This window comes from Arthrobacter wenxiniae, from assembly GCF_013376105.1.
Taxonomy (GTDB): domain Bacteria; phylum Actinomycetota; class Actinomycetes; order Actinomycetales; family Micrococcaceae; genus Specibacter; species Specibacter wenxiniae.
Genome location: NZ_JAAMFM010000002.1, coordinates 310576 through 323167 on the forward strand (window position 1 = coordinate 310576; position 12592 = coordinate 323167).

Below are 12592 nucleotides of genomic sequence, written 5' to 3' on the forward strand. Positions count from 1 at the left end.
CGGCACCCCACAGCTTCACACCTCTTTGAAATGGAAATGCTATGAACACCCCCAGCTCCAACCTTCCCAGCCCGGACGCCAACCGGCTCTGGTCCGCCATCATGGACCTCTCGGCACTGGTCGATTCGGACAGCCCCGGCTGGACGCGCGAGGTCTTTTCCGACCCATACAAGGCCTCACGTGCCTGGACCCTTGCCCGCATGAAGGACGCCGGGCTCCAAGCCCACGTCGACGGTGCCGGCAACATCGTCGGCCGCCTTCCTGGTACCAATCCGAACGCGCCGGCCATCGTCACCGGATCCCACACCGACACCGTGCACTCCGGCGGCCGCTTCGACGGCGTCGTGGGTGTGCTGGGCGCCATTGAGGCGGCCAGGGTCCTGCAGGAGTCCGGGACACGCCTGACAAGCGATCTGATCATCATGGACTTCCTGGGCGAGGAGGCCAACGGGTTCGGCGTCAGCTGCGTCGGCTCCCGCGCCGTCGCCGGGGTGCTCGACGCCGCCCACCTCGCCCGCCGGGATGCCAACGGCGTCTCCATGGGCGAGGCGGTTGCCGCCTTCGGCGCGGACCCCAACCAGGCCATTTCCATGGCCTGGAATCCCCGTGACATCAAGTCCTACATCGAACTCCACGTTGAGCAGGGGCCGATGCTGGAGCGCAGCGGCAGCCAGATCGGCGTCGTCACCTCCATTGCCGGCATTGAACGCGTCATGGCGGTTTTCACCGGCCGCGCCGACCACGCAGGGACGACCCCCATGGACCAACGCGCGGATGCGCTCCTGGCCGCCGCCGAGGCAATCCTCACCGTGGAACGCGTTGGATGCGGTGCGCCCGTCCACGGGGTCAGCACCACTGGCCGCATCGCCACGGGCCACGGCGCATTCAACGTTGTCCCCGACTCGGCAACCATCTGGGCCGAAATCCGCAGCATCGACCCCGGCTGGCTGGGCGGTGCCCGACGGAGCATCGCGGAGAAGATCGCCCTCGACGCCGCCCAACGCGGCGTCGAAGTGGCCATCGACCTGCTCAACGACCAGGACCCCGTCCCGGCAGCACAAACCATGCAGGACACCGTCGCAGCCGCATCCGATGACCTCGGATACAGCTGGGAAGCCGTACCCAGCGGCGCCGGACATGACGCCGCCCACATGGCGCACCTCGGGCCCATGGGCATGATCTTTGTCCCCTCACAGGGCGGCCGCAGCCACTGCCCCGACGAATTCACGGACAAGGTCCAGCTCAGCAACGGCGTCCACGTCCTGGCGAACACCATCCGCCGTCTCGACCTGGCCTGACCATCAACTTTCACCGCCCAATGACGGGCACGATTCGGAAAGCATCACATGACAACACGATTGACGGCACCCATGCCCACTGACGCCACCTTGGCCAAGCAGCGCCGCGGCGCACTCCGCGGCGGAGTTTTCGGCTACTTTGTCGACCAGTTCGACATCTTCCTGCCCATCATCACCCTTGCGCCCGCCATGAGCTACTTCAATGGTGCCGGAACGTCCGCCGAGACCGTGGCCCTCTTCAGTTCGCTCATCTTCGTTTCCACGCTGGTTGCACGCCCCTTGGGTGCCGCGTTCTTCGGGCACATCGCGGACAAGACCGGACGGCAGCTCACCACGCTGATTGCCATCGCCGGCTTCGGCGCAGCGACCTTGCTCATGGCCCTCCTCCCGGGCTTTGAAACTGCCGGACACCTCGGGCTCGGGCTGTTGATCGGACTGCGGTTCGTCGGCGGCTTCTTCCTGGGTGGGGAATACTCCGTTGCCATCCCGTTGGCCATGGAATGGGCGCCGAAGAAGCGCCGTGGACCTCTCAGCGGCATGATCACCTCCATGGCATCCGTTGCCAATGTCAGCCTGGCGTTCCTCACCTTCATCTTGTTGTCGCTCATCCCCTCAGCCGGGCACGACTCCGCCTACGCGGTCTGGGGATGGAGAATTCCGTTCCTTCTGGGCGCGGTTCTGGCAACTTTTCTGTTCTTCTATTACCGCAAGAACGTCCATGACGCGCCGGGCTCGGAGACAGCGGTCAAGGCGGAGAACCCGATCAAGTCACTCTTCAGCGGGGTCCACCGCCGGAGCCTTGTCCAAATCTTCATCCTCATGACCGGGATGTGGATCCTGAGCAACTTGAGCAATGCCGTTCTCACCGGCCGGCTGAAGACGGACGCCCACATTCCGGACCAGACAGTCAGCGTCATCATGACCATCGCGCCGCTGGTCACGGCCTGTGCATTCGTGGCTTCAGGTATGCTTTCGCAAAAGATCGGGCGGCGCCGCTTCTACCGGTGGTACGCGGTGCTCGTCACCGTCGTCGCGCCCGGACTGTACATCGCCACCATGTCCGTCGGCTCCAGCAACGTTGTCCTGGCGGGCTTCCTGGCAGTTCTGGTCCAGGTCACCAGCCTGTGCGTGTTCGCCCCTGTGGGTGCCTACCTGTGCGAGAGGTTCCCCTCCAGCATCCGGGCCAGCGGCTATGGCGTCGGCTACAGCCTCGCCGTCATCCTCCCGGCCTTCTATGCGTTCTACATCCAGGCCCTGGGCAATTTCATGCCCGACCGGGTGGCAGTCGCCGCCATGATCTGCTTGGCCGGCATCCTCGTCTGGATCGGCGCCACAATGGGCCCCGAGACGAAAGACGTGGACCTCAACGACGACGCCAGCTTCACCATCTAAGAGCAAGCGCACGTCCCTTCGCAGCAGGCGGACCATCGCCGCCTGCTGCGAAACCATGGACGTGTAACTCCGGCTGCACCGCACCGTCAGCACGGAGCCGGGAAGCCGCGGACGTCGGGCCCCGTCTCCGGCAGGCATGATCGGCATGGCCATCCGCCAGTCCCACCAGACTTTGTGCGAGCTTGTGGCCAGCCTTGCGCCGTTTTTCACATCCGTCCTTGTGCAATGTAGCCCCTGTCCTGCCTAACGACTTTCGATCGTACGGATTGGCGGGGAGATCATGGACAGCCAATTATCCATGTCAGCGAACAGGTCCAGTTCCTGAGGTCAAGTCCCGTGGAGTGGTGGGGTTTGGCCACGGCCACTGCGATGGGAACTCCGTCGGCGGCGAGGTCAAGGACCGGCGGGAACTTCACTTTGGGGGCAGCTTGAGAGCCATCGGGCTCGAGGGCCAGCCACCGCGAACCCCGAAAACGGAGGGCGCCGGCAACGCTGGACGTGTCAGCGCAACCGGTCCCTGTAGGGGGCCGTCCTCGTGTCGCGGATCAGGCGCTGCACCGCTCCCTGGCGAGCCCGAGACCCATGACGATTGCTCCAGGTGCAACCGATGGCAGCAAGGCGGGAGGCCTGGCAGCCCCCACGAAGGGGAAGGCCAGTATCGCCATCCTCCCAAGAGTCGAAAGCGTCGCAACCGACAGGCGTCTCGTCAAGCGCCACCTCTCCTGCTGACGGCTGAATCGGCAGACAACCCCATTCGTCCGGGCGGACAACTCAGCGCCACTGGAAGTACTCGCGGTGGATGTTGGCTGTGCGGACTCCTGCAGAACGGAAGGCCCTCCGGAAGTGCCTGAGCATGGGATCCGGCCCGCCCATGAAGACCGAGAGCTTCCCGGGCGGGGTGTCCACGGCGGCAAGCACCTGCTCGGGCGTCAACCGGCCGTCGACGGCGGTGTCCACCGGGTGCACGGTCAGGCTTGGGTAGTCTCTCGCGATGGATGTGATTTCCGCGGCGAACGGGGACGGCCCCGCCGACGTGACAAAGAAGTGGACTGACTCCCGCAGGTCCCCCTCCAGGGACCGCAGCCAGCTCAGGAACGGTGTGATTCCCACACCGGCGGCAATCCAGACCTGGTGTTCCGTTCCTTTGTGCCTGTCGAACCGGCCATACGGGCCACCCACCACCGCCGGCATTCCGGGCTGCACCACGTCAGGAAGCCTTGTGGTGTGGTCCCCAAGCGCCTTGACGGTGATACGCAGGTGCTGGTCCCGGGCCGAACCGGACATGGAAAAGGGATGGCGTTGCCAGCCCTGCTTGGTTTCCAGGTAGATCATGGCGAACTGACCAGGCCGGAAGTCCAGCGGTTTGCCCAGCGGTGCAAGGCTCAGCTCCACCAGATCAGGGGCCACCGCTGTGACCTGGTCCACCTGGTAGTCGTGGTGCGGCAGGAAGTGGCGCGCCAGAAGCTCCCGGTAGGCGTAGAACGCGAGCCCGACGCCGCCGATGGCCACGAAACTCCACCGTAGCCCGGGGGCGGCGTCGAACGCGGTGGCGTCCAGCAGTCCGTGGAAGAAACCGGCCGCAACGAATATTCCCGTCAACCGGTGGAAGCCCCGCCAGCGCTCGTAACCACCCAGCAGGCGGGCTGCCAGGCGGACCGGCCGGGCGCTTCCGAGGCCAAGGACCAGGTCACGCACCCGCGCGGGGACCATGCTCCGCCAGCGCGGCAGGATGGCCCAGACCACAAGGGCCGCGAGCCCGGAGATCCCGATGACGGCAAGGGTTTTCCCCACGCTGGTCGCCTCCGGGTTGGCTGCCAGCTCGATGTGCGGAAGCAGGAGGACGGTCCCGGTGATGGCGGCACGCCGGTGCCAGATGGCTGCGTGGTCAATCCCGCCGAACACGTGCTCCACCTGCGGAAGGGTGCTGATCAGGACGAGGGCGATGGAGAGCAGCAGGATCGACTCCCCGCCGAAGAGCTGGCCGACGTATCCGGCGGCAGGTTCCCCCGCGGGACGGGCCAAGAGCCAATACAGGGCGTAGGCTGCCGCGAGGATGACGATCACAGTGGGGCCCAGGCGACGCAGGGGCACGCCCGGGAGCAACGTCAACGGTCTGGCTCCGGGCTGCGGAACTACCAAGAATCTCGCCTCCTTCATCACGGCTTGCTCGTGCAGCACCGCCTAGCCGACATCCTAGGCCAGCCACGGGCGGCGCGGAGAACCAGATACCAGCATGGGCGGTTTTTGTGCCGGGCCGAGGGAGCAACGTGCCCCGATGTGAAAGGTTTGCGTCAGGCGAATCCCCTTCTGCATCCCAGCATGCTCCCCTACGGCCGCGCACCCGCTCCTCGTCATCCCGAATTATCTGCCTAGGTATTCCGCTGCCCGCTCGATCTTTTTCTTGCCTCACGATGCCACGTTCCTGTGAGGTCAGGGGGTAAGGAGGGTCATGGCGGCCGCTCCGGGGCCCAGGACCGCTCCGACCGCTGAGCCGAGCATGGCTGCCAATCGGGGCGGGGCCCCGGCACGCTTCCTGACGGCAGGGTAGAGGCCGAAGGACACGAGGGCGCAGGGCGTCGCCAGAACCGAGCCCACCCCGTCGAGGGTCTCTATGTTCGGCACCCGCTTGTCGAGGTGGGTCACCGGCCGCACCGTGAGCACGCGGAGGAATGGGCCCGTTTTTTGGCCGCTCGTGAAGCGGCTGCGCAGGAAGAGGCGTGGCTGATGACTTCCTTCGCGGCACTTGGCGCACGCTCCTCCCAGGCGTTACCGAGCCAAGGGGCCGCTTCCCCGGGGGTCAGGAGTTGCACTGCGCCGCCTTGGTCCGTTGCCGGTGCCAAGGTCCTTCTGCTTGTCTGCATGGCCTCCCTATGCAGCCCGAAAGCCAACGGGCGCATCCGTCTCCTTGAAGGCGTGACATGCCCTGTTTTTCGACAAGAATAACCCCTCCGTTCCGGGCACAATTGCCGGAACGGAGGGGTTTGTGGGCCCCTGTCGGATTCGAACCGACGACCCGCTTTATGCTCAGGGGCCCTTTGACGTGCGCCGCGACATGGCAATCTGGATCAGATACATCCCGTGGCATGACGAAGCCGCGTACCCGGCAAGTGTTTCGGCGCATCGGGCGCCCGCGCGGGGGTGCTCCCAACACTCAAGAACTCCCAGCACACGTCATTTCCCGTGCCTGCGGTCAATCTCCCCTGGACGAAGTGGTCCTGTGCGATGATGCCGAGCTCCCGTGTCAAACCATCGAGAAGCCCCCAGCTAATTACTGGGTAATCCGAATCCAGAAGTGCGGAAGGCGAGCTGCAGTAGTGCTTGTAGGCGCATTTTCGGAAGAGAGGGATTGTCGGACGAACCGAAGAATTCACCGAAGTCGGCGGCTGTATTAGACCGAGGAAGGGATGGATGTGGTTTGAGATGAATAGATTCAGTCGCATGACAAAAAAGTCGAAAACCACCAGAAGATCCCCCGACGCCCAACAGCCCGGTTGCTTCGGCCTGCGTCGGTTGTCCGCGGCCGTCCTTAATCACAAGCCGCTCGCGGTCGTGGCCGCAAGCTGCACGCTTGCCCTATTGGGCGGCGGCATCGCGGCGGCGTCGATCCTCCCCTTCGACCAGCAGCAGGTCGGAGCCCAAACCGAAAATGGGCAGCAGATTTCGTCAAACCAGGTCATCAAGCCCATCGGCGACCGTTTGATGACACCGTTCGGCAAGATCATGGGCTCGACCATCAGCCCCTATGGCCGCTACCTGGTTGGGACCAGCACCGACCGCTCGGTCGACCTGCAGGTCTTCGATCTCAAGACCTATAAGCCCGTCGCCGCCGCGGGCACCCTCGCGGCCGCGTCGTTCGCGACGGCGGCGGGCAACGCAGGCTACCCGACCATCGCCTACCAGCACCTCACTGACGGCACGGTGGGCCAGGAAGGACCGGTCTTTTCTCCCGACGGCAAGTTCCTCTATTCGCCGGTTGCTACGGGCCTTGTCCGCTACCCATTCAACGCCGACGGTTCGCTCGGTGCCGGCACGAAGATCAACATCCCGACCGTTGGCGGCAAACAGGCGCTGACGGCCGGCATGGCGTTCTCCCCGGACGGCTCGACGCTGTACGCCGCGGTTAACGGCCAGAACGCCGTCGTCGCCCTCGACCCTGTCGCGGGCACGGTCAAGCAGACCTTCAACACCGGCGTCGCCCCCCGGCAGTTGAAGTTCGCCGGCCCCAAGCTGTACGTCTCCAACGAAGGAGGCCGCCAGGCGGTTGCCGGCGACGCAACCATGGACTCCTATGGCACGCCGGTTCCTGCAAACACCAACCTCGGCACCTCGACAACCGGCACGCTCAGCGTCATTGACACGTTGAACGCCTCGGCTCCGGTCGCGTCAGTCGACGTCCAGCTGCACCCGACCGCGATGTACCTCGACGGCGGCACGCTATACGTCGCGAACACCAACAGCGACACCGTTTCCGTCGTGAACACCGCGAGCAACAAAGTCGTGCAGACCATCGCGACCCAGCCCTGGGCGTCGTCGCAGGTGGGCTATGAGCCAACGTCCATCACGATGCAGGGGGACCACCTGCTGGTCTCGCTGGGCCGTGCAAACGCCATCGCGGTTTACAAGGTCAGCCGGCAGGACCCGAAGGACCCTGCCAGTTTCATCGGTCTGCTGCCGACGGATTACTTCCCAGGGAACGTCGCCGCCGTGCACGGCAAGATCGTGGTCACGAACACCCGCGGCATTGACGCGCGCGGCCCGGAGTTGAGCTTCAACAAGGGCCCGGGCACCACTGTTGCCACGGGCCATGGCACGCACTCCACCACGGCCTCGCTCACCAGATTCACGCTGCCCAGCGACAACCAGATCCAGAAGTACACCCAGACCGTGTTCAAGCAAAACGGCTGGGGCCGCAATTCCGTGAAGGAATCGACGGCCGCGGCCGCCGCCAAGATCCCGGAGGTGGCCGTGCCCAAGCGGATCGGGGATCCATCGAAGATCAAGCACGTGTTCCTGATCGTCAAGGAGAATCGTACCTACGACCAGGTCTACGGTGACATGCAGCAGGGCAACGGGGACGCCTCTCTCGCCCAGTTCGGAGCGAAGGCAACCCCGAACCAGCACGCCTTGGCCAGCCAGTTCGGCCTCTACGACAACACCTACGACATCGGCACGAACTCGGCCGAGGGCCACAACTGGATGATGCAGGGCGACAACCCGGCATACTCCGAGAAGAGCGCCGGTGAGTACACCCGCTCGTACGACACCGAAGAAGACGTCCTGGGCCACCAGCGCTCCGGGTTCCTCTGGACCGCGATCCAGTCCGCGGGCAAGACCGCGAGGAACTACGGGGAGTTCTTGTACGGCGAGGGCAAGCCAGCCGGCGCGACCTGGCAGCAGTACTACTGCGCGGCGACGAACACGATGGCTGGCGGCGACCCGTCCCAGCTCTTCACCCCGGCGCTCCAACTGCACGCCAGCTCGACTATCCCCTCGCTCAACGCGATCAGCGACCCCAACGCGGCCCCGTTCGACACGTCAATACCGGACATCTACCGGTATGCGACCTGGAAGCAGGACTTCGAGAAAAACGGTCCCAAGGACTTCCAGATGACGTGGCTCTCAAGTGACCACACCGGTGGCACGGCAGGCCCGTCGGCCCAAGTCGCGGACAACGACCTCGCCGTGGGCAAGATCGTGGACGAGATCTCGCACTCCAAGTACTGGAAAGACTCTGCGATCTTCATCGCCGAGGACGACAGCCAGGACGGTGCCGACCACGTGGACGGCCACCGCGCGCCGGTCCAGGTCATCAGCCCGTACGCCGTGCACGGCAAGACCGTCAGCACGTTCTACTCGCAGATCAACATGGTTCGGACCATGGAGCAGATCCTCGGCGCCCAGCCGCTGAACCAGAAGGTCGCTGCCGCCACCCCGATGTTCGACGCCTTCACCAACAAGGCCGATCTGACGCCCTACAACGCGGTCCCGAACCAAGTCCCGCTGACCGAGGGCGTGAAGACCGCCCCGGCCTGTGGCACCGACACGCTTGGCCAGACCGGCGCCGCCGCGGCCGCGGTGAACACCAAGGCAGCAAACGCGGCGTCCATCCCGGTCTCGATGCAGAGCATCGCCGAACAGTGGGACAACTGGTCCAAGCAGCAACACCTGACCGGAAACGGAGCGAAGGAAGACTTCGCGAACCCATACCTGTTCAACCGCTGGACCTGGTACCAGGCCCACCACTGGCAGAGCCCGCACCCGGGCGACACCAAGATCTATGGACCCAACAATGTGCCGGGCGTCCCGGCCGGCTCAACCGGTCACGTGGACGGCTGAGCCGCCCCTGACCGGAGACGGTCGCCGTCACCCATCGCCGACATGAGCCGCGTTCAACTGTGCACCTGAGCACCTGACGAGCCCGGTGCGTGGCACCCAAAGTGAAGGTCACCTCCGCGGAGGTGACCTTCACAGGGTTAAAGGAGGTTGCGACTTCAGGGAAACCGCACACTGGAGTGATGTTCAGTGCCCGGACTACTGGAGACAATGCACGGACTCGAACCGCCCGGATCCCTGTCGGCGTTTCAATGATCCCTGAATGCATTCGGGTCAAGTCCCATTGCGTGGTGTAATTTTTTGTTTCCTTTTGGTGGTTGGAAGGATGGGTTTTTGGGGTCGTTGGTGGCCGGGTTGAGTCCGGCGTCCTGGTTGGTGGCCCATCCGGCGTTGGGGTCGAGGAAGTCCTCGGGGAAGGGCGCCGGGCGGCCGGTTTCGTCCCACCAGCCGGTTCCGTCCCACCAGCCGGTTTCTTCGCAGGCGGCGGGTAGGGCGAGGTCTTCGGCGCGGGTGCAGTTTACGGAGTGCAGTTTAGAGGAGGACTTAATGCAGCGTTTCTCCTAAGCCACTTCCGTAGAGGCACCCGGCGGCGCCGGTGCACTGGGCGTGGAGGATCTGGCAGGGGTCCTTGAGCCGGAGCCGGGCATGCAGTTCTTCCTCCACGGCCTCCTGGCCCAACGCTTCAACGCTTCAACGCTTCAACGCTTCAACGCTTCAACGCTTCAACGCTTCAACGAAGATGCTCGTCCGGGCGTTCATCTGCGGAGCAAAGGCGAAACGCCTCCCGGCGGGTGGCCGGAAGGCGTTTCGGGTGTGTCGCGGTGGTGCTGGCGGCTACTGCCGGGAGTGGACCCGGGAGGCGATGGTGCCGGTTCGTTCGTTGAGGATGAGAGTGTCTTTGCGGCCATGGTGGAAGTTGAACATGGCATTCAGGGAGCCGGCGGCGGCGTCGGCTGACGCGTCGCCGATTTGTCCGGTATGCCAGTTGTCTTCGATGAAGCGCAGGATCGAGGTCTGGTCGCTTTCGGTGTGGTCCACGAAGTTCTTCTTCGCGTAAGGGGAGATCACCAGAAGCGGCTGGCGGGGGCCGGGGCCGCACCGGTCCGTGTAGCCGCCGGCCATCGGGACCCCGCTCGCTGCTGCGTTTTGGCACCAGGCGGCGTCGTCGGCTGTGCTCGAGGAGTTCTTCACGGCGGCGGCGACGTGGTCGTACCAGCCGTCCGAGTCGTCATAGGCTACGACGACTGCCGTGTCCTTCCAGTTCTTTGATTTCTGGATCTTGTTCACGGTGGCGGTGATGAAGTTCTGCTCGTCGAGCGGGTCCGAATAGGCGGCGTGGCCATCCTGATACATCCCGGCCTTCAGGAAGGACACTGCGGGCATGTTGTCCGTGTTGACCACCTGGTTGAAGGACGTCAGGTCGTATTGGTGGTTGGCCTGACCGTTGTGGCCGATCTCCGCCTGCGTCGCGGGCGGCAGGTGGTGGGGGTTAGCCGTCGAGGCGTAGTACTGGAAAGGCTCGTGGTGCGGCGAGTAGTCGGTCACCGTGGCACCGGCCACGTTGGTATGGCTGGACAGGCACGACGCCGGGTTGCCGGCGGCTGCGGGGGTGGTTGGCGTGAACCCGCCTTGGAACCAGCCCCAGGAAACGTTCCGGGCATTGAGCAGGTCGCCAATGTTCTTCCCGTTCATCCCGGCAAGGTTGTTGCTGGTGGCGTGGCTGCTGTTGGAACAGTCGTCATGGACGGGATCCGGATCATTGATAACCGTCCCGACACCATTCGCGTCGGGCTGGCGGACTGTGTAGCTTCCCGCTGCGGGCGTAGCCACCGGGACGCCTGCCGAGGTGTATTCCGTGGCACCGTGAGTCTGACCGGAAACCAGGTTCAGCGCTCCCGGAGTGGAGGGGCCCAGGGTGGTGCTGAAATGGTTGTCGCTCATGGCGTAGTTCTGGGCGTAGTTCCAGATGCCGGTGACAGTGTTGCCGTCGTAATAGTCCATGGTCAAACCGGGGCGGCCGTACTGGTTGGCGCCACAGGAGTCCCGGCTGGTGAATTGGACGAACTTGTCCATGGCCCCGGCGTCGTACGCCTTCTGTTCGGAGGTGTAGCCGTGGTCCTGGTCGCACGTCACCGCTTGCCTGGGCGAAAGTCGTGCCGGTTGGATCGAGTTGGGGTTCTTCGGCGCCAACAGGCCCGCATTCACGAGGGTGTTAATGCCCTTGGGCGTGTTCTTGGCTGCGGTAAATGACGGGGCGGCCATGCCGCTGCCTTGTTGGATTTCGCCGGGCGTGTTCGCTGCCTGAGGGTAGGTGGCGAAGTAGTGGTCGAAGGAAACGTTCTCCTGGAAGATCACCACCACGTGCTTGATGGGGGTGGCGGTGTCGTGGTGTCCCTCACCCGCAGAGCCGGGTGCGACGCCGAGGCACAGAAGGGCTGCGGCCACAAGTGAGGTGGCCAGGGTGGCCGTACCTACAACCCCCACGGCCTGCTTGCGGTTAAAGTGCCTGGTGGTATGGGGCATGGAAGTGTCCAATCGTTCCTGATCTGGTGCCGGTCCTGATCACCGGCCTTCGATTGCAAGGGAGCCCAAGGCTGTCCAATATCCCCTGCACCGCCACGATAGACGGCCCTCATGAACCAAAGATGAACCGCGAAAGACCAAAAGACGGACGTTCAAACGAGTCGTGAACTTTGGCGTGGCTTCTGAAAAGGGGAATATCCGAGGGCATGTTCACGCGGTCATCGCAACACCTTGGTGTTTGAAGGATGTTGATGACTGATCCTGTTTCCCGTTTTTCCAAGCGTCTCGCTACCGAGAAGATGGTCCTCTTCTGGGACCTGCGCGATGTAGGAATGACCGCAGAAGCAATCGCTGTATGAAATTCACGCAACAGCCCAAACTTCGACACCACCGTGGTCGCAATCACCAACTCCTCTTCACGGCACTCCGATCTGTGTGGCAATCAAAAAGCCATTGCTCGCGGATCAGGGTCGGAATTCAAAGTCGCCCTGGGTGAGGCGCCGAAACGGCCGATCGGAGGCATCGCCGGCATCTTGTCTGCAGTTGCCAGGAGTCGAAGCACGTCGTGTGCCGCTTGGCGGTTCGACTCTTCGAGCTGCATCCATCCGTGGTGCGTCTGAGACTCGAGCTCAGCAAAGATAGCTTTGAACCACTTTCTGTCAGAGCCGTGACGCGCCCCGACGATGGCGTAGGGGTCTTTGATGCATGCAGACAGCACGGCAGCGTCGTCCAAGTGCCGGCCGCAGTCCCGTGGATCCGTCATGAAGGCAGCACCTTTGAGAACCAGGGCGCCGTGCAGGTTGGGGACGCTCAACTGGGTCTGGGCACCATCATCACCAATGATCACCACGTTCACCGTGCGCTGAAGAGCTTGGGTGCCGCCCTCGGTCTGGAACGGCTCCCTCCCGGCCATCTTCGTGAAGTTCCGCGGCACCGTGTGGTCAGCGGCCATGGAAAACTGCCCATAGGCGGCCACCCAGTGCCCCTGAGGCCACGAAACCACCCATTGGATAGCTGCGGATTGGATGATGCCCCACCAGTTTGTT

6 protein-coding genes and 1 pseudogene are annotated in these 12592 nt (G+C 64.0%); 3 read left to right on the forward strand and 4 right to left on the reverse strand.

The window, feature by feature from the left end; all coding sequences use genetic code 11:
• Positions 1-41 precede the first annotated feature (41 nt).
• Both G6034_RS03130 and G6034_RS03135 read left to right on the forward strand, forming a co-directional pair.
• Complete coding sequence (locus G6034_RS03130) at positions 42-1298, forward strand: M20 family metallo-hydrolase (protein WP_176633623.1); 1257 nt, start codon at positions 42-44, stop codon at positions 1296-1298.
• A gap of 48 nt (positions 1299-1346) precedes the next feature.
• On the forward strand, positions 1347-2690 hold the full coding sequence (locus tag G6034_RS03135; RefSeq protein ID WP_176633624.1) for an MFS transporter: 1344 nt from the start codon (positions 1347-1349) through the stop codon (positions 2688-2690).
• 771 nt (positions 2691-3461) lie between these two features.
• On the opposite strand, the gene G6034_RS03140 is transcribed toward G6034_RS03135, so the two are convergent.
• Together G6034_RS03140 and G6034_RS03145 are read right to left on the reverse strand one after the other, a co-directional pair.
• Positions 3462-4781, reverse strand: a complete 1320-nt coding sequence (locus tag G6034_RS03140) for a ferredoxin reductase family protein (RefSeq protein ID WP_343037912.1) — start codon at positions 4779-4781, stop codon at positions 3462-3464.
• 339 nt (positions 4782-5120) lie between these two features.
• Positions 5121-5333, reverse strand: a complete 213-nt coding sequence (locus G6034_RS03145; RefSeq protein ID WP_176633625.1) for a hypothetical protein — start codon at positions 5331-5333, stop codon at positions 5121-5123.
• Positions 5334-6239: 906 nt separating this feature from the next.
• On the opposite strand from G6034_RS03145, the gene G6034_RS03150 reads away from it, so the two are divergent.
• Positions 6240-9026 (forward strand): alkaline phosphatase family protein, encoded by a 2787-nt coding sequence (locus tag G6034_RS03150; RefSeq protein WP_343037913.1) that lies wholly within the window; start codon positions 6240-6242, stop codon positions 9024-9026.
• An 831-nt stretch (positions 9027-9857) separates the two neighbouring features.
• On the opposite strand, the gene G6034_RS03155 is transcribed toward G6034_RS03150, so the two are convergent.
• Entirely contained in the window at positions 9858-11546 is a 1689-nt protein-coding gene (locus G6034_RS03155) for a phospholipase C (RefSeq protein ID WP_176633627.1), read from the reverse strand.
• 442 nt (positions 11547-11988) lie between these two features.
• Positions 11989-12592: pseudogene (locus G6034_RS03160) on the reverse strand (hypothetical protein); the annotation flags it as partial.